Origin of the sequence: Massilia sp. PAMC28688 (genome assembly GCF_019443445.1) — a bacterium.
Classification (GTDB): Bacteria; Pseudomonadota; Gammaproteobacteria; order Burkholderiales; family Burkholderiaceae_D; genus Telluria_A.
Genome location: NZ_CP080378.1, coordinates 4,548,142 through 4,564,785 on the forward strand (window position 1 = coordinate 4,548,142; position 16,644 = coordinate 4,564,785).

At 56.0% G+C, this 16,644-nt stretch carries 18 protein-coding genes and 2 pseudogenes; 6 read left to right on the top strand and 14 right to left on the bottom strand.

The genetic code is table 11. The features are described 5' to 3' along the window. Positions 1-314: 314 nt before the first annotated feature. A pseudogene (locus KY495_RS20230) lies at positions 315-744 on the bottom strand (DUF4158 domain-containing protein); the annotation flags it as partial. 278 nt (positions 745-1,022) lie between these two features. Between KY495_RS20230 and KY495_RS20235 the strand changes: the two are divergent. From KY495_RS20235 to KY495_RS20245, 3 genes are read left to right on the top strand one after another with little or no spacing between them, the layout of a single operon-like run. Then, the gene (locus KY495_RS20235) at positions 1,023-1,313 is read left to right on the top strand and encodes a hypothetical protein (RefSeq protein ID WP_219881118.1); all 291 of its coding nucleotides are present in this window, start codon (positions 1,023-1,025) and stop codon (positions 1,311-1,313) included. Further along, a complete protein-coding gene (gene tnpB, locus KY495_RS20240; RefSeq protein ID WP_219881119.1) occupies positions 1,313-1,654 on the top strand; it encodes an IS66 family insertion sequence element accessory protein TnpB in 342 nt (113 codons plus the stop codon). The genes KY495_RS20235 and tnpB overlap by 1 nt, the downstream gene beginning before the upstream one ends. 55 nt (positions 1,655-1,709) lie before the next feature. Then, entirely contained in the window at positions 1,710-3,230 is a 1,521-nt protein-coding gene (locus tag KY495_RS20245; RefSeq protein ID WP_219881120.1) for an IS66 family transposase, read from the top strand. A gap of 30 nt (positions 3,231-3,260) precedes the next feature. Here KY495_RS20245 and KY495_RS20250 read toward each other — a convergent pair whose 3' ends face one another. The 5 genes from KY495_RS20250 to KY495_RS20270 all read right to left on the bottom strand — a co-directional run bounded on the left by KY495_RS20250 (position 3,261) and on the right by KY495_RS20270 (position 6,208). Beyond that, complete coding sequence (locus KY495_RS20250) at positions 3,261-4,082, bottom strand: TlpA disulfide reductase family protein (RefSeq protein ID WP_229518390.1); 822 nt, start codon at positions 4,080-4,082, stop codon at positions 3,261-3,263. Positions 4,083-4,148: 66 nt separating this feature from the next. Further along, on the bottom strand, positions 4,149-4,958 hold the full coding sequence (locus KY495_RS20255) for a sulfite exporter TauE/SafE family protein (RefSeq protein ID WP_219881121.1): 810 nt from the start codon (positions 4,956-4,958) through the stop codon (positions 4,149-4,151). 15 nt (positions 4,959-4,973) lie between these two features. Beyond that, entirely contained in the window at positions 4,974-5,411 is a 438-nt protein-coding gene (locus tag KY495_RS20260) for a YeeE/YedE family protein (protein WP_219881122.1), read from the bottom strand. 11 nt (positions 5,412-5,422) lie between these two features. Further along, the gene (locus KY495_RS20265) at positions 5,423-5,854 is read right to left on the bottom strand and encodes a YeeE/YedE family protein (RefSeq protein ID WP_219881123.1); all 432 of its coding nucleotides are present in this window, start codon (positions 5,852-5,854) and stop codon (positions 5,423-5,425) included. A 9-nt stretch (positions 5,855-5,863) separates the two neighbouring features. Then, positions 5,864-6,208 (bottom strand): metalloregulator ArsR/SmtB family transcription factor, encoded by a 345-nt coding sequence (locus KY495_RS20270; RefSeq protein ID WP_374040966.1) that lies wholly within the window; start codon positions 6,206-6,208, stop codon positions 5,864-5,866. A 79-nt stretch (positions 6,209-6,287) separates the two neighbouring features. On the opposite strand from KY495_RS20270, the gene KY495_RS20275 reads away from it, so the two are divergent. Then, positions 6,288-7,037, top strand: a complete 750-nt coding sequence (locus KY495_RS20275) for an MBL fold metallo-hydrolase (RefSeq protein ID WP_219881124.1) — start codon at positions 6,288-6,290, stop codon at positions 7,035-7,037. A 21-nt stretch (positions 7,038-7,058) separates the two neighbouring features. Beyond that, on the top strand, positions 7,059-7,487 hold the full coding sequence (locus KY495_RS20280; protein WP_219881125.1) for a beta-lactamase hydrolase domain-containing protein: 429 nt from the start codon (positions 7,059-7,061) through the stop codon (positions 7,485-7,487). Positions 7,488-7,567: 80 nt separating this feature from the next. Here KY495_RS20280 and KY495_RS24135 read toward each other — a convergent pair. Then, a pseudogene (locus KY495_RS24135) lies at positions 7,568-7,807 on the bottom strand (c-type cytochrome); the annotation flags it as partial. A gap of 373 nt (positions 7,808-8,180) precedes the next feature. On the opposite strand from KY495_RS24135, the gene KY495_RS20285 reads away from it, so the two are divergent. Next, positions 8,181-8,507, top strand: coding sequence for a hypothetical protein (locus KY495_RS20285; RefSeq protein ID WP_219881126.1), 327 nt, complete (start codon positions 8,181-8,183; stop codon positions 8,505-8,507). Between the two features lie 183 nt (positions 8,508-8,690). Here the strand turns inward: KY495_RS20285 and KY495_RS20290 are convergent, their stop codons facing one another. The 7 genes from KY495_RS20290 to KY495_RS20320 all read right to left on the bottom strand — a co-directional run bounded on the left by KY495_RS20290 (position 8,691) and on the right by KY495_RS20320 (position 16,556). Continuing rightward, complete coding sequence (locus KY495_RS20290) at positions 8,691-9,302, bottom strand: hypothetical protein (RefSeq protein ID WP_219881127.1); 612 nt, start codon at positions 9,300-9,302, stop codon at positions 8,691-8,693. Positions 9,303-9,433: 131 nt separating this feature from the next. Further along, entirely contained in the window at positions 9,434-10,027 is a 594-nt protein-coding gene (locus tag KY495_RS20295; protein WP_219881128.1) for a DedA family protein, read from the bottom strand. Positions 10,028-10,057: 30 nt separating this feature from the next. Then, positions 10,058-10,945 (bottom strand): phosphatase PAP2 family protein, encoded by an 888-nt coding sequence (locus KY495_RS20300; protein WP_307728210.1) that lies wholly within the window; start codon positions 10,943-10,945, stop codon positions 10,058-10,060. After that, positions 10,845-12,488, bottom strand: coding sequence for a phosphoethanolamine transferase (locus tag KY495_RS20305; protein ID WP_219881129.1), 1,644 nt, complete (start codon positions 12,486-12,488; stop codon positions 10,845-10,847). The genes KY495_RS20300 and KY495_RS20305 overlap by 101 nt, the downstream gene beginning before the upstream one ends. Before the next feature lie 114 nt (positions 12,489-12,602). After that, complete coding sequence (locus KY495_RS20310) at positions 12,603-13,835, bottom strand: HAMP domain-containing sensor histidine kinase (protein WP_219881130.1); 1,233 nt, start codon at positions 13,833-13,835, stop codon at positions 12,603-12,605. Further along, a complete protein-coding gene (locus KY495_RS20315) occupies positions 13,822-14,511 on the bottom strand; it encodes a response regulator transcription factor (RefSeq protein WP_219881131.1) in 690 nt (229 codons plus the stop codon). Before KY495_RS20315 ends, KY495_RS20310 begins: the two co-directional genes overlap by 14 nt. 77 nt (positions 14,512-14,588) lie before the next feature. Beyond that, positions 14,589-16,556, bottom strand: a complete 1,968-nt coding sequence (locus tag KY495_RS20320; RefSeq protein WP_229518391.1) for an LTA synthase family protein — start codon at positions 16,554-16,556, stop codon at positions 14,589-14,591. Between the last annotated feature and the right edge of the window lie 88 nt (positions 16,557-16,644).

The window sequence follows — 16,644 nt, forward strand, 5'->3', positions numbered from 1 at the left end:
TTTCGTGTGCGCCGCTTCGAATAGCCGGTGCTGAAATGGACACATTTAGGTGCCCGCACGATCGGACCGTTGGACGAAGTAAAAGTCGGACTGCATGCAACGAGGTGGTAACGGGCGTAGCAGTCGCATTTGACGAAAGCAGTCTAACATTTACCTCGCAAAGTGATGACGCAAATTTCGGACTATACAAAATCTCATGCTGGCGTCGCCACTAATGTGGCGTCTCGGATTCCCGCACGGCTGGCTCTCCCAGTGCTTGCATAATTCCGCAGTCTTTTATGGTCTCCGTCGACTGGCACTGGCCCCGTAATGTCCGAAGTTGGCCTATCAGTGCCGGTCCAGCAAAGGGCGTATAGCCACCTCGTCAGACGGAAAGCGATTAGCGGTTCCGTGAATTCGACATATCCGTAGGAAGTGCGAATTTCCGTCGCGTGCTGCCAGCGCTGCTCTCCAGTGCTGTAGACGCTCGTCTTGTGCAGAGCCTCGATGCGCAGCTGCTTGGCCAATGTCCGCAGTACGGGCGTCGGTACCACGAGCGGGTCTTCGAGAAATGTGCCCAAATAGCGCACTGTCACTAGCTGAACCGCGAAACCAAGTCGGTTGTGTGGTACCGCGTTTTTGTGCGATCAGCGCGTGGTCTGTGTCGTCCAGGTGAAAATACCGGGCCAGGTCATGTGGCGATGGCGGGCCGCCATAGCGCCCATAATTTTCGCGTTGTTCTATCGACAGAAAGCTGACTGGCATTTTATTATCGTAGGAAGTAGGAAGAGACGATTATGGCGTGCAAACAGAAGCTAGGTTTCCTGCCGGCCTCACCAAGCGGTCTTTCCTACGTCCAATAAGCGATATCCAAAGCGCCTTTTAATTAGCCTAATGCGGCCCTGCACCTCATTTCTCATCGCGCATTAGATCATTGGATGCTTACGGTGTACTGCGCAGTTGATCGTAAGCGGCCAGCCCGCCCACCTATGATTTCTCAATTCAATTAGCGACACTGCATTCCTCGAACTTTGGAGGACAGTGTGAACAACGTCGAACGCGAGCAGGTATGGAAGGAGCGGGTAGCGCAATGGCAGGCAAGCGGCCTGTCGCAACGCGCGTACGCAATTGAACAAGGTTTGCCGGTACGCCAGGTTGGGTATTGGGTTCGGCGCTTGACGAGCGCGCAGGTGCCAGCGCTATTGCCGGTACGGGTGGCCAGCGTGGCTGCGGCGGTGCCGACGATCAGCCTGCGCAATGAGCGCGGCTGGACCTTGTTGCTGCCTGGCGATGTGCCCGCCAGCTGGCTGGCCGAAGTGATGCGGGCCCTCTGATGCAGCTGTCGGCCGATGCGATCTGGCTAGCGACGGCGGCGGTGGACATGCGCACCGGCATCGACGGGCTGTCCTTGCATGTGCAGCAGGCGCTGGGGCGGCCGCCTTGCGATGGCACGGCGTATGTGTTCGCCAACCGGCGCCGCACCCGCCTGAAGATGGTCTGTTGGGATGGCACTGGCGTCTGGATGTGCCTGCGGCGCCTGCACCGTGGTCAGTTTGTCTGGCCCCAGGTCGACGACGCCTGCTGGCAAATGAGCGCCGAGCAATGGCAATGGCTGGTCGCCGGGGTGGATTGGCAGCGCCTGTCGGCACAGGCCCCGGCGCAGTGGCAACTGTGAGGACCTAGACTGTTTCGCTTGTAAACATCGTCCATGCTCTGTAAACTACTGAGCCATGAACCTGCCTGCCGAACTTGCCGATCTGGATATCGCCCCTGCCGCAATGGCGAGAGTGCAGGCGCTGTTGGCGCAGCGCGATGCAGTGCTGGCCGAGAAGAACTTCAAGATCACCGCGCTGACGCACGAACTGGCGTACTACAAGCGGGTTCGCTTCGGCAAGGCCAGCGAAGCATTGGTCGGGGAGCAGCGCCTGCTGTTCGAGGAAACGGTCGATACGGATCTGGCAGCCATCAACGAGGAACTGGAAGTGCAGGCACCGGTGAAACGGCAGCGCAAGCGCGCTGGTCGCCAGCCCTTGCCAGCGCACCTGGAGCGCATCGAACACCACCATGAGCCTGAGTCGTGCCAGTGCGGCCAGTGTGGCGCCGACCTGGTCAAGATCGGCGAAGACGTCAGCGAACAGCTGGACGTGGAACCTGCGCGCTTCTTCGTGCATCGCCACATCCGCCCGCAGTATGCGTGCCGGCCATGCGAGACGGTGACGGCGGCGCCGATCCCGCCAGCGGTCATTGACGGCGGCATGGCCGCTGTTGGGTTGCTGGCCTGGATCGCGGTGTGCAAGTACCTTGATCATTTGCCGCTGTACCGCATCGAGCAGATCGCGGCGCGCGACGGTGTGCCGCTGGCACGCTCCACGCTGGGCGAGTGGATCGGACGCATCGGCGTGGCCTTGCAGCCGCTGGCTGACCGGCTGGCCGAACTGCTCAGGGAACGAAGTTGCCTGCATGCCGACGAAACACCGGTGCGCCAGCTCGATCCCGGCAGCGGCAAGACCAAACACGCCTATCTGTGGGCCTACCGCTCCAATGCGCTCGACGATGGACCTTCAATGGTCGTGTTCGATTACCAGGCCAGCCGGGCTGGCGCCCATGCCCGCGCCTTCCTGCAGGACTGGCGCGGGCATCTGATGGTGGACGACTACGTCGGCTATAAAGCGCTGTTTACGGCAGGCCCCACCGAACTCGCTTGCCTGGCTCACATTCGACGAAAATTCTTCGACATGCACGCCGCCAGCGGCAGCCCGGTTGCCGAGGAGGCGCTGCGGCGCATTGGGCTGCTGTACGCTATCGAGCAACAAGCGGCGGGCATGACGCCGCAACAGCGGGCCGCATTGCGTGAGCAGCACGCCCTCCCGGCCCTGGCCGACCTGCACGCGTGGCTGCTGGCGTCCCAGCGCAGCGTTGCTGTCGGCAGCGGCACGGCCAAGGCCATCGAGCACGCCCTCAAGCGCTGGCCAGCGCTGCAGCGCTATGCCAGCTCGGGCAGCCTGCCGATCGACAATAACCCGGTCGAGAACGCGATACGTCCCATCGCCATCGGCAAGAAGAACTGGCTGTTTGCTGGCTCCGAGCGAGCGGGCCGCCGCGCCGCCGCCATCCAAAGCCTGTTCGCTACCGCCAAACTCAATGGTCTCGATCCTGCACGCTGGCTAGCCGACACTCTCGAAAAACTTCCCACCTGCCCCAACAGCAAGATCGATTCGCTGCTACCGTTCGCAAACTCTACACAGCGCTAGGCGCCAATGGAAGGTGGGCGCGTTGGCCGCTTACAGTTGATCGATTTTATGTTCCAAGGTAGCGGCTGAAAGTTCCCCCATGTGCCGGGTGGCCAGGCGCCCTTTTGCATCATAAAACAGGGTAGTAGGGTACCCGGAAGAACCCGTACGAGCACTGAACTGCTTGGCGGGATCGATGACTACGTTTCGCATCTGTAATCCCTGATTTGCGAGGTAGCGCTCCACGGTCTCCGCTGACTCACCTTGGTTCACAAACACAAATTCGATTTCCGGATGTGCCTGCTGCGCAGATTTCAAAACGGGCATCTCCCTGCGGCATGGCGGACACCATGTAGCCCACAGATTGACGACCATCGGACGACCGACGAAACTACTAAGTAATAGCGTAGATCCGTCAAGCCGACGAACTTCTACCGGCGGAATAGGTGCCTCTGCAGGCGTAAGCGCTTGATTTATTATCCCTCCCCCGAAGAAGACCCAGGACCCAAGCAATGTTGCAATTGTCAGTGGCCTACGCAGCATTCGGTTCCGCCGGGTCAATTCCGCCCCTACAACAAGTGCAGCGGCAAAACCGGCTAAGCCGTCAAATCCCCCGTCGCGGAAATCGATAATCGACACGAAATCATTGAAGTAGACGTCGTTATGGCGCAACACGAATATAAGCCTGGCCACGGCAAAGCCGATCAGTGTCATCTTCCACAAGATGGGTCCACTATCAAGATCGCGGGACCGATGAAACCAGGCAGCAACTGCATTTGCGAGCAGTACACCCGCGACCAGTAAGGCTACTTGAATGGGCACGACAAGCGGCCCTAACTGAACTGCATCCAAAAAATACTCCAGAAAAATCATCGGCGAGGCCGAGTAGCGATATGCGTGAGCAGTTCTGAAAACACTCGTCGCCCCGCTCACAATTGTTTATCCAGCCAAGGCGCCCACTGACTTTACGACCATGCCTACAGAGACCACAGCGCAGATGACTGCAAACGAAAGTTTCAGACTTTTCTGCGAGAGGCGTGTCGAGAGCATTGCCCCTGCGCCCATCCCGACTGCACCACCGGCGGCGAATGGCAGTGCCACTGCAAGATTTAGCTGCCCTGTTGCGATGCTGCTACCAACCCCAGCGAGCGAGACAAGGGCGATAACGGCCAAAGAAGTAGCGACCACGGATCGTGTCGACAGATCGGTGTAGCGTTGTAGGGCGGGTACCATGACGAAACCGCCGCCGACGCCTAGTAGCCCGGAAAGAAAGCCTGCAATTGCGCCCGAGAGCGCCAGGACTCGAGCACATCTGGATGTCCAAATGAATCTGCCTCCCTGCGCGTCCCTCAGGCACGGAGGCGCCAGGGTATTTTTCTGGCTAGCTTCGTCCAGGGCACTTGCTTCCTTCAATGTTTTGTAAGCCACCCATGCCAGTACAGCGGCAAAGAGCACACCCAGTACGCTTGTGTTGAGTCGTTGGGCCAGCCACACCCCAAGCGGCGCCAACAAAATCCCGGTACCGGCGATGAGTAGGGCCGCCCGATAACGAACAATGCCGTTTTTTAAGCCAATGACGGCGCCGAGTGCGGCCGAAATCCCGACGGCGAGAAGACCGATAGGCCCGGCCTGGGCAACGGACAACTGCAAGCAAAAGACTAGCAGAGGGACCGCCAGGATGCCGCCTCCGGCTCCGGTCAACCCCATGATGATGCCAACCACCACGCCTAAAACCAGACTGATTACCATCGCATCCCCTGTTCCCTATGCTGGCTTGGACTTGTGCTCACCCTTGGACCGCTCGATCAGTTCGAACAATGCCATACCTCCTAGCATCGCAATAACGAACACCCATGGTTTGGCACCGCCCTGCACAAGCGATGCCAGAGCCGGCCCAGGGCAATAGCCCGCAAGGCCCCAGCCAACCCCAAACGTCAACCCACCCACAACGAGACGACGGTCAATCTTCGTGGTCGTCGGCAAGCGCATGCGGCTTCCTAGAATCGTTTTTTCTTGTTTGGTTGCGAATGGGAACACCAGCGAACCGATGAGAATTGCACCACCCATCACGAACGCAAGTGAAGGGTCCCACTTCCCGGCCAAGTCTAAAAAACCAAGCACTTTGGCCGGGTCACTCATTCCGGACACGATGAGACCAAGTCCGAACAGCAAGCCTGACAGCAGGGCAAATACGATTGACATAGCTAATCCTTTCAGACAAGAAGGTGGCGTGCGACAAAGACAGTTGCAAACCCGGCAAACATGAAGGCGACAGTTGCTACGAGAGAGCGCGGAGAACGCCTGGACAGACCACAGACACCGTGGCCGCTGGTACAGCCGGACCCGTACCGTGTACCGATGCCTACCAACAGGCCTGCAATAATCAACATCGGGTAGCCAGCGGCTATCTCTGTATCCGGCAACGGTCTGACTGCACTAAAGAGTAGCGGCGCGCTCACGATCCCCACGACAAACGCGACGCGCCAAAGAACATCACCGCGCATCGGGCGCAGCAGGCCTCCAACGATGCCGCTGATACCGGCAATTCTGCCGTTAAAGAGCAAAAACAGTGCCGACGCGAGCCCAATCATCAGGCCACCCGCTAGCGAGGCCCAGGGAGTGAAGTTGTTCCAGTCGATAGTCATGAGCGCCTCCTAGTCTTGTGGGCAGTAGAGCTGGTAAAGCACCTGCAGCACCGCTAACGCTTCTTTGCTAGCAATGGTGTAAAAAATCTGTTTGCCATCGCGCCGCGTAGTTACCAGAAGCTCATCTCGCAGCACGGTGAGTTGCTGCGAAAGCGTCGGCTGCACTATCCCGGTCATGAGTTCAAGCTCGCGCACGGAAAACTCGCCTTGAGTCATTTGACATAGCAAGAGCAAGCGATCCGGGTTGGACAGCACTTTCAGAAGCTTGCCCGCTTCAGCGGCAGCAGCTTCAAGCTTCAGTAAGTCAGGTTGCGTAGTCGTATTCATCAGGCCGGGTTTAGTAAAGTCACGCATACACTATATCACACAATAATATGTAATGTGGTATATTGTACCTATTACGCATCCACAGCGACTTTGAGATGGAGAGATCATGATTTTTAAGCAATTGCATGAACCGTTGTCGAACACCTATACCTATCTGCTCGGCGATCAAGACTCGGGGTTGGCGATACTCATTGATCCCGTCATCGCATCGATGGATCGCGACTTGGCAGAGGTCCATAAGCTAGGGCTGAGACTCGCCTATACAGTTGACACACATATCCATGCCGACCATATCACTGCCGCACTGGAAATGAAGCGTGCTGTTGGCAGCAAAATCGCTGCCCCAGCCCATGACCAACTCCCCTGCACGGATGTGGGCATCGAAGAAGGCATACCGCTGCGGGTCGGTAGCGTTGTGCTGCACCCGCTACACACCCCTGGGCATACAGACGGTCATTTTGCCTACCTGTCCGGTGACCGCGTTTTTACGGGGGATGCTCTGCTTATAGAAGGCTGTGGCAGGACCGATTTCCAGAATGGTGACGCCGATGCGCTGTACAGAAGCGTGCACAGCAAGTTATTCACATTGCCTGATGAGACGCTGGTCTATCCGGCGCACGACTATAAGGAGCGTTTTGTCTCATCAATCGCCCAGGAAAAACGCCGGAATCCTCGGCTGGGCAACGGCAAAACGCTTGAAGAATTTGAATCGATCATGGGCAATCTGAACTTGCCATATCCGAAATTCATCGATTACGCCGTCCCCGGTAACCGGCAATGTGGGGTGTGTCCTTCACACCTACCGGAGGACCTGGCGCAATACTGCAAGCAAATGACCGAGAGCCCGCAGGGCTAACTGACAAAGAAAAGGAAGACCATGGCAACCTTTAAACAGATTGATGAACAAATTTTTCTTGGCTCTCAACCTGCTCAGCAGGATCTGAAGGAGGCAAAGGCGCTGGGTATTCAAACGGTGATAGATCTGCGCATGCCAGCGGAGAGCCACACATCGAATGAAGAAATGACAAGCAGCAACGATCTTGGGTACGTCAACATTCCGGTTAACAAATCAGCGTTAGCTGCTCGGCAAATCGATGAATTAGAACACGCGATATCGGGCACACCGGGGCCATACCTGGTGCACTGCGCAACCGGGGCAAGGGCGGCCTTACTCCTCATGCTAAGCCGGGCCAGGCAGAACAAATGGACGGCTGAGCAAACCTTCACGGAGGCGCGGCGCATCGGATACAACCTCGAAGACTCCGACAATTTTTCCGGCTTCGTCAGGGAAGTCACGGCGTCATAAGCGCAAGGGCGCAGGAGCCTGACGCTATTGCAGGTTCCTGCGGGTAGGTCATGGCACCGTTTGACCTGCCAAAAACTGCATCAACTCCTGGCATCCTTTGGTTTGCCGCCCTTCGGCCAGTCTTTCTGTTTGCCAGAATATACTGGGCGAGGCTAATGGGTGAAAAATTCAGACACATCGATTGCCTCCTGATCACTTAGCGTACCGCCTCGGCCAAGTGGCATGTTGTGCTTCACAAAGGCCGCAGCTGTGAAGGTCCTGGCCATGCCGGCGCCGTCGTTGAACGAGTCTTTGCCCCAGACGGGTGGGAACGCATACCGTCGTGATCGGTTGGGTGCTTTCCTCGACGGCACTGACACTACTGTTGCTCCCGCTGATGTACCGGCTCGCCCATCGCAGAGGGGCGACTTAGTTTACATGCGTCTATGCCTAGTCCCGGGATAGACGCAGGACCGGGTTATTTTTCTTCGAGCGGCCGGCCCGGAAAAAGGGGCGGTCGTACGCGATTATTGCGGCGAAGGGTCCGCATGAAGTTGAAACGAAATCGCAAATAGGTGAAACGGTATTTGGAATTTGCGTTACGATAGATGCTAATTTCGATTCAGCATCCAAAAAAACCGTTTCATTATGTCTTTCCCTCATCTTTCAGAAGTCCTCAAAATCCTTGATGGCGCGCTAAAATCGAACGCGACCATGTCGACTAACTACGCCGGGCTTCTGGCCGACAAGCTCGAGCAGGATGGTGAGCGCGAGACGGCAACACGAATCCGGGAAAGATTAGCGCGGGCGCCCGCAGCAGTGGCCCATACGCAGGATGCATCAAGAGCATTCGCCAGCTTGCCAATTGATACTGAAAGCCGACTCGACACGATCGATGCGAGCGCGCCAGCAAAAGGGTCTATTGCATTACATCTACCTGGGGGAACAGCGAATCGGATCGCCGAATTCCTGCAGACAGTACGCAACTATGATCGCCTAAGGATGGCCAAGGCTGCGGCACCGCTCAGGTTGCTTCTCTAGGGGCGAATAGGGAAAACGGAAAAAATCAGGCGCTAAGCATCTGATGCGACCTAGGCTCTCCGGTAAGGGTGCAGACTAGGCCTTATGACAGCCAGGTGCGGGATATCGCAGTTCAGATCGAATGCTGACCAAGCCGTCGTCTGCGGCGCGTGGCAGGGGCGACCGGCGTTCTCGCCAGAGGGATCATAGTTGTTGGGCAGCAGCTATTCGAATCTGATCAGTATCCTGGTTAGAGCTGACTCCATTTGCCAATAAGGCATCCTCGATTGCTGATTGCATCGAGACGAGCAAGGCGGTGATTGCTTTGCTATCGCCGACAGGCGGGAAGTAACCCAGATTGGAAAATAAGCCGGCATAAGTGGCGCTTTCATTGGTCGCTGGGTCGGTGCGCCGAACTTGCCATGATGACTCGCTTATTTTATAGGAAGCACTCGAGCCGGCGAGGACACTCACAGCGACTCTCAGGGAAACAGTCGACTGCTCAGACAACGCGTCGGTAAAATCCATGGCCGTAAAAACGGTGCAATGCTGGACTTCATCGCAAGAGGTATATAGCGTAATGTGAACTGGCCCGCTAGACGGTCGATGTGCCAAAATTGCTTTTACATCGTGTTGCGACACCGAAGATGTCACTGCTCTCATCAACACAGGATCGAGCTTTTCTAATTGAGGAGATGTTGGATACCATTTCGTGGCCCCGGCACCGAGTGCGAGCAGTCCAATACCGACCAGAGTAAGCAAAACGGGGCGTGCACCAGCACGCTTGACGCCACTAAAAGCTACCCATGTCTCCATGCGACAGGCTCCAAATTTGCGTGTGGACGGTTGCCAGAAACCATAAATGACGGATGCGTCGGCCGACTTCAAGCCCCAACAGTGCTACAGCAGTGCTGTCACGAGCGTATGAACACTATTGTCATGTAATTTCATTTCCGGTGCGTGACGACACGGTAGACATAGATCACAAATATTGTTGCTACGATTGCCTTTGACGTTGGATCTATGTACTTGCCAACGGTTGTGTAGTTCTTTTCCAACAGATAGCCGGCCCAAGCCAACACACCCGTCCATGCCAGGGAGCCGGCTGTTGTATATGCTAAAAAAATCGACAATTTCATCTCGACGATTCCGGCGGGTACAGAAATGAGTGTGCGCACTGCTGGAATGAGTCGGCCGAATAAAACGGCATTCTTCCCGTGGCGATTGAATGCATCGACAGATTTCCGAATTTCTTCCGGCGAAACGGTAAGCCAGCGTCCGTGGTTTTTTGCAAGTCGTTCCAACCTCTCCTTGCCCAGCCACTTCCCGGCGAAGTACCACGGCAACGCCCCAGCAACGGAACCGGCAGTTCCAGCCAACAGTACGATGGCGAAGTTTAACTCCCCCTTAGACACCACGAAGCCTGCGAAGGGCATGATAATTTCGGAGGGTATGGGAGGGAAAATATTCTCGACAGCTATCAGCAGGAAAACGCCGAAGTAGCCGATTCGTGAAATGAGATCGATAACAAAATTAAACATCAAGGTCCCGTGGATGAAGTGATCTTAATCTCAGCGCTGGCGGTACGTGGCCAGCTCGCGTCGTGGCCAGCGATCGAGGCAGGTAGTTATAAGGAAAACGATCAACAGTGTGATCCATGTAGACCACAACGTGTGGGTAAGGAAATGCGCTCCGCGCAGCTGCTGCATCCACCCAACACCGACTCCCAAAGATAGTAGAAGTACCAGCACGATTGTTGCGTGAAGCAAGCGATGCGGAATGAACAGGACAGTTAGCGAGACCATCCACAACGCGCTCGATGCGTGGCCAGCTGGCATGCAGTGTCCTGGGCTTACGCCAGCCGGCAAAAGTTCAAACAACTTAATGTAAGGCTCAGATCCTCCGTACCGCTGCAGGTCCCATGGGCAGTGTGAAGCGCTGACCTGCTTGAGGAGACTGATCGTTGTCGGTACCAGCAAGGCGGATAAAGCAATGACGCGGAGTTGGAATCGCCGCAGCCAACTCCAAGTGCGTGGCGAACAGAGGTCCCAGGAAACGGCAAACAGTATCAATAGAGCCAGGACAGTGAATGCTTGCTTGAGGATCAGATGATTAAACGTAGTGGTGATCCATGCATCGCGAAGAGGGAACCTTCCAGCTTTGCTGTCAAAGGCACTGTCTGCCAGCATAACGTCCACATCAGTCCACAACGTAATTGCGATCAGAGAAAATGCCGCAAGCAGCAGAAGCACTGCGACTGTTGCATTGGCACGGGCCCAACGTTCACGCTGTCGCGACGTTGCAGCGGAGTTGGCCATGAGACGGGAGGCATAGGAGCACTGCCTTCGTTGTAGTCGATCACGGTGCATGGCGGCACGCATTGAAGATGTCCAGTCTAGGGTTATACACAGCCGTGCTAACGTTGAGCATTCCCAGTGTCGAGTGGAAAAGGTTGTCATGACTGAAGGGCTGATCGACCCGCGCAGCCAGGCAGCGTTGGTCTATTTTGAACCGTTCGCGGAATCCAGCTGAGAGCCAAAGCATAAAGGGCACGGCGCGTTGTTCTGGAGGGGAAATCACGTATGGAGCACCGTGGAGGTAGAAGTTGTTTTCGCCCAGCGATTCGCCGTGATCGGAAAAATACATGAGAGCGGTGTCTACGTCGTCATCGCGCGCCGCTTGCGCGAGCAAATCAATTGCTTGCTTCAAGACGTGATCCGTATATCGGATGGTGTTGTCATACGCGTCAACAATAGATTGCCGAGTGCATTTTCCGAGCTCGATCGTATTGCATACAGGTCCGAAGACACTAAATTGCTGCGGATAGCGCTTCGAGTAAGCTGGGCCATGACTTCCTTTTTGGTGTAGCACGATCACCATGTCACCTGTGCCGTCTTGGATCTGTTGGGGAAGGTCACGGAGCAGTCGCTCGTCGAAACATTCTTCGTTATTGCAAAAGGGGTCGCCGGCGATGGGTTGCGACACGTCTTCATAGGGAATCCGGTCGCAAACGCCTTTGCAACCAGAATTATTATCGCGCCACAGCAGTTTGAAACCGGCGTGCTGCAAAACGTCGAGCAGCCCCTCTTGGGACTGCGCCCTGGTCGCACTGTAATTCTCGCGTCCAAGGGGCGAAAAGAGACATGGGAGGGAAATCCCGGTGGCAGTGCCACAGGACTGCATATTCTTGAAATTAACTAAATCGGGCACTTGAGACAGTTCCGGATTGGTGAGCCGGCTATAACCGTTCAAGGAAAAGTTAGCCGCGCGGGCCGTCTCGCCCACGACGACGACGGTAACCGTGCGGCGAGTATTGCCGCGCCAAAGAACGCCTTTCGTCGCGTCTTTGCCCAACGGTGCTATCACCACAGGTACACTCCACTTGCGTTTGAAATATCCGTTTACGGCTTGAATGTAGTTGGTTGGGGTCAGCAAAAACCTTAGTTCACGGTGTTCGCGCAGTGCCGGTGCAAGGATCTTGAACATCAGCATCAGCAAAATGCCAGCGCCGACTACAGCGATGCCGGCGGTCGCCAAATTGACGCCTAGTTGACGCCGGCCCGGCTGAAAACGCGGCTTTAGCCACGCGATGATTGCAGCTGGGATGACCCCTGTTATCAGAAAGGAAAAGGCCAGCCCAACGTTGAATAATTCAATGCTTTCGCGAGAGTCGGTCTCAGCAATGTTCTGAACCATTGACCAGTCGATCGCAACACCGTAGTGGTTCATGAAGTAGCTCGCCAGCGATGTGACCAAGAATAATCCGATCAGCAGGGGCTTAATACTGAAACGAAAATTCAACGTTGCCAGCGACGCTGTAAAGGTCAACACGAGCATCAGGAACATCCCTGCCTGAACTGGGAACGCTGCAAGCGTTAGACCGCCAGTCGCGCTTGAAAAGCTTTTCCAGAATGCCTGGTTATAGACAATAACAATAAATGCCGACGCCAGTAAGGGGAGCAATGCCGCATTCGGCCGCTTGAACGAATCTAGTTTCACCATCGGGTACCTATCGTCGCAGGCAGCGCAACGACGGTTGTCGCTCCACTCCTATATCGTGCCGGTAGGCTACATGCGGCGATAAGACGCCGACGTTAGGGGCGTGTGAAGGAAATGTTAAAGTCCCGGAAAAATAACAGTGACAGTGGTTCCTCCGCTCGGCGGCGTGGCCAAATCAAGCGTGGCGCCGAGTTGCCGGCAGATCCGTTTAACTAGCGCCAGGCCCAGGCCGGTACCGTCCGAACCTTTCAGCGGCGCACCCACGGTCTCGTTCGAAAGCATGGCAAGAACGGCCGCGGGCAGGCCCCGTCCGCTATCGCAAACCACGATGCTGCGATTGGTCAGCCGTACGGTGACTGCCCCATGGTCCGTGTACAGGCAGGCATTTCGAATCAAATTGCCGATGATCGCCGAAACAAGGCGCGGCTGCGCCCGCACGACGAAGTCACTGCCGCCGGTAAATTCCAGCCGTACGGGTTTAGTTGCCACCAAGGACTGGTGGCGTCGTACCTCTTCCTGGACCATCGGTTCGATAGGAAACAATTCGTATTCAATCAGTTCCGGTGCCCGTGCCAGCTGGAGCAAGGTGTCGACGCTTTCAGCGGCCTCACGCGCGGCGCGGCTGATTCGCTCGCTCGCAGCGCGCGAGGCGGGACTGGCGTGCTCATCAAGCTCCAGTAGTTCGGCCGCTCCTGAAATGACAGTTAGTGCAGTGCGCAATTCATGACTAACATCGCCAGTAAAAGCTCGCTCACGTTCAAGAAAAACTTTCTGCTCACCCGTGTGTTCAGCAAACGCGCGCGCAAGTATTCCCAACTCATCCCGACTGTCCAGGTGCGGCCATTCATCCTTGCGCTCGAGAACAGCCCTCGACAATTCCACGATGGGATCAACGAACCGTCGTGCCATGTAACGTCCAAGGAGAACGGACATGCCCAGGAAACCCATCAGACTCAGCAAGAGCATTGAGTACACGAGCCGCTCGACGCTTTCGTAATCGCTTTGGTGATCGACCACAACGTAAGGCCCACCGCTGTCGCGCCCACTAAATACGTGCAGGCCGATCCCGTCGGCTTCGACATCGTTGATCCCGGCTGGAAGGTTGCGCAGAGATTGCGGTATATCGTCGCCATGGTGGAAGCTAATACTTGTAGGCATCTCAACGGGTAGGCCGCCCGCATGGCGCGGCGAAGCCCAAGTCGCGACCTCTTCAAGACGACGTTCCACCATGTGCATCTCGATACCTTCGACGACTACGATTGCCACCGTCATGAAGAACATCGAAAAGGACAAGGCAAACAGCAAGTAGGCCTTGACGATACGCTTCCCTATCGATTCAAAGCGCATCATGAGGAGTCACCAACTGAAAGCCTATGCCTGGCACAGTGCGAAGCATGGGGTAACTCTCGTCTTTATCGAGTGTCTGGCGCAACGAATGAATGTGGGTGCGCAGGGCGTCGCTATCAGGGCGGTCATCACCCCAGATCTCATGCTCTAGCGTCTCGCGTGTAGCAACATGCGGGGCGTGCTGCATGAGCACCTTCAACAAAACGAAACCCGTTTTGGTCAGATTTAGACTACGGCCGCCGCGCGCCGCGCGATAGGTGGCCGTGTTGAACACCAACTCCCCCACACGCATTGTTGTGCTCGACAAAACGTTGTTGCGCGAGCGCCGGACCAGCGCCTGCAATCGCACATCCAGTTCGGCTAGGGAGAACGGCTTTACAAGGTAGTCATCGGCGCCGCTGTCGAATCCCGTGAGCTTGTCTTGCAGCGTGTCGCGCGCTGTCAGCATCAACACCGGTGTCGAATTGAGCAACTCGTTGCGCAGTTTTCTACACATCTCCATCCCATTCATGCCGGGCATCATAATGTCCAACACAATCACATCGTAGGACTGGGCGCCCGCCAACGCCAACCCTGCATAGGCGTTGGCAGCGGAGTCCAGTTGATGCCCGCGCGGTTCCAGGTAACCGTACAGGTTGGCGACGATGTCGGCATTGTCTTCAATTACCAGAATCCGCATCGTGAGTGGTGCGTGGGCAGTATTAGAATTTGGGACAGTCATGAAAACCGATCATAGCGTGACAAAAACTTGTTTGTTCATGGGGGCAGTCTGTATCGCTGCTCGCGATACAGCAAGGACGGTAGTATCACATGAGCCATTGCACGGTCGACCTGCGTCGACGTTGGCGCGGCCGCTCCGAACCGCAAATTGCCGCTCCCCGCGTCATATTCCCCGAGAAGTGCTGGCTGGCCTGGCCGCAGAATGACGGCTCCGCCATCATCAACCCAAGCGAAGTAGTTGTCGAATTGCAGAAGCGCGCGCCCCGGACTGCTGCTGTCGGATGCAAGGTCTCGGCCAATCATCGGGTGTTCGCTGGTTACCCCCATCAGCGAAAGCAGCGTCGGCCCGAGATCGATCTGACTCGCAATGGTGGTAATCCTTTGTTGCTTCATGTCCGCGCCCAGAATCAGACCCGGAATATGAAATTTCTTTATCGGCACCAGCGAGTCGCCGTAGACCCGATTGTCATGGTCCGCTACGATCAAGAACAGCGTGTCGTTCCAGTAAGCCTGCTTTTTCGCGGCCTGGATGAATTTTCCCAAGGCATAGTCAGCATATTTCACCGCATTGTTTACCGTTTGCTTGTTCGGTTCGTGCAATGTGATTTTGCCATCAGGGAACTCGAACGGCTCATGGTTGGAGGAGGTAAAAATCAGACTGAAAAACGGTTTGCCCTGGGTGTGTAAATGTTGAAGTCGTTCCAGAGATTTATCAAACAGGTCTTCGTCCGAAGCGCCCCAGCTTCCTTCAAAACGGGGACGCATGTCGCGCCGGTCAACGACTTTCTGAAATCCATTGCCGGTGAAAAAGCTACGCATGTTATCGAAATGCGCTTCGCCGCCATAAACGAATTCGGTGTGGTATCCCTGTTTCCCCAGTCCTAACGCCAAGGTGTAAAAGTTTTGCTGGGCGAGCGATAGCTTAACAACACTGCGCGCCGGCGTGGGCGGGTATCCGGCGATTACCGCTTCAATGCCGCGCACAGACCTGGTGCCAGTCGCATACAGGTTCTCGAACCACCAGCCGTACTGCTTGAGCTTTTCCAGTTCCGGAGTTACTGGCACACCGCCCAGCGATTCGACGAACGTGGCACCCATGCTCTCTTCCAGTACGATCACCAGATTGAGTGGCCGCGTGCGCTGTCGCGCAGGGGTCTGCCTGTGCAGTGTCGGCAGCTCGCTCGAGAGGAATTGGTACGATTTGAGCCACGGCGCTGCTTTAACCTGGGCGAACACCTGATTGTGCGGAAATTTGCCGTAGATTTCAGACGAGTTTGCCTCTTTGCGTAGTGAATGCACCGCATCAAGTACTGACCAGGGCGAATTGATAATCAGCGAGTTGACCAAGGCGTCACCGCTGAGAGCGAACATCGCTGGGTTGGCTGGCCGGTGCGCCATCGTGGAACGTATTTGAAAAGCTACTAACAACACGACCAGCGGCCAGCTGAGCAGCAGGCGTTTAGCTGGCCAACGCGTCGCATATGCGGACGAGACCACGAATACCCGGTGAAACGTCAATCCCAGTACTACTGTTCCGAACAGACTCAATAGCGTTGCCAGACGAAAGCCGTTCCACAAGGTCGCGAACACCTCGGCGGGGTAAGACAAGTATTCAATGAAAAGGCGATTTGGCCGCACGTCAAATTGCATGATGAATTGAGGGCTAGCCAGCTCCATGAACACTATAAAGATCAAGGCAAAGCTGGCCCACCATGCAACCCCAAGATGCCACCACTTTTCCAGCTTCCGAAACGCTGACAGTGGCGCGAATGCCAAAGGAATGACCAGGAGATACCCCAGCAAAATCAGGTCGGCGCGTACGCCTTGGACGAAAGTGCTGACGAGGATCCCCGCCGCCGATACGCGGTCCCATTGCCATATCACGAGCCCAAGTCGGGAAGCGGATAGGACCACTAGGCCTGCCAGAAGAAGGTGAAACAGAGGCAGATACTGCCCCGTCCAACTAAAGCGTTGCGCAAACCATTTTGCGTAGGTATCGATCACTCCGGACTTAGTAAATCTTGTCATATTCAAGTCTGATAGATATTTTGTCCGGACCTCTGGACAGTGAAGGTAGCCGACGAGGTTACGT

Bases quoted from the DNA above. Each gene is read 5' to 3' on its own strand.
- tnpB (WP_219881119.1), top strand. From the start codon at position 1,313: ATGCAGCTGTCGGCCGATGCGATCTGGCTAGCGACGGCGGCGGTGGAC.
- KY495_RS20245 (WP_219881120.1), top strand. From the start codon at position 1,710: ATGAACCTGCCTGCCGAACTTGCCGATCTGGATATCGCCCCTGCCGCA.
- KY495_RS20250 (WP_229518390.1), bottom strand. From the start codon at position 4,082: ATGATTTTTCTGGAGTATTTTTTGGATGCAGTTCAGTTAGGGCCGCTT.
- KY495_RS20255 (WP_219881121.1), bottom strand. From the start codon at position 4,958: ATGGTAATCAGTCTGGTTTTAGGCGTGGTGGTTGGCATCATCATGGGG.
- KY495_RS20260 (WP_219881122.1), bottom strand. From the start codon at position 5,411: ATGTCAATCGTATTTGCCCTGCTGTCAGGCTTGCTGTTCGGACTTGGT.
- KY495_RS20265 (WP_219881123.1), bottom strand. From the start codon at position 5,854: ATGACTATCGACTGGAACAACTTCACTCCCTGGGCCTCGCTAGCGGGT.
- KY495_RS20270 (WP_374040966.1), bottom strand. From the start codon at position 6,208: ATGCGTGACTTTACTAAACCCGGCCTGATGAATACGACTACGCAACCT.
- KY495_RS20275 (WP_219881124.1), top strand. From the start codon at position 6,288: ATGATTTTTAAGCAATTGCATGAACCGTTGTCGAACACCTATACCTAT.
- KY495_RS20280 (WP_219881125.1), top strand. From the start codon at position 7,059: ATGGCAACCTTTAAACAGATTGATGAACAAATTTTTCTTGGCTCTCAA.
- KY495_RS20285 (WP_219881126.1), top strand. From the start codon at position 8,181: ATGTCGACTAACTACGCCGGGCTTCTGGCCGACAAGCTCGAGCAGGAT.
- KY495_RS20290 (WP_219881127.1), bottom strand. From the start codon at position 9,302: ATGGAGACATGGGTAGCTTTTAGTGGCGTCAAGCGTGCTGGTGCACGC.
- KY495_RS20295 (WP_219881128.1), bottom strand. From the start codon at position 10,027: ATGTTTAATTTTGTTATCGATCTCATTTCACGAATCGGCTACTTCGGC.
- KY495_RS20300 (WP_307728210.1), bottom strand. From the start codon at position 10,945: ATGACAACCTTTTCCACTCGACACTGGGAATGCTCAACGTTAGCACGG.
- KY495_RS20305 (WP_219881129.1), bottom strand. From the start codon at position 12,488: ATGGTGAAACTAGATTCGTTCAAGCGGCCGAATGCGGCATTGCTCCCC.
- KY495_RS20310 (WP_219881130.1), bottom strand. From the start codon at position 13,835: ATGATGCGCTTTGAATCGATAGGGAAGCGTATCGTCAAGGCCTACTTG.
- KY495_RS20315 (WP_219881131.1), bottom strand. From the start codon at position 14,511: ATGCGGATTCTGGTAATTGAAGACAATGCCGACATCGTCGCCAACCTG.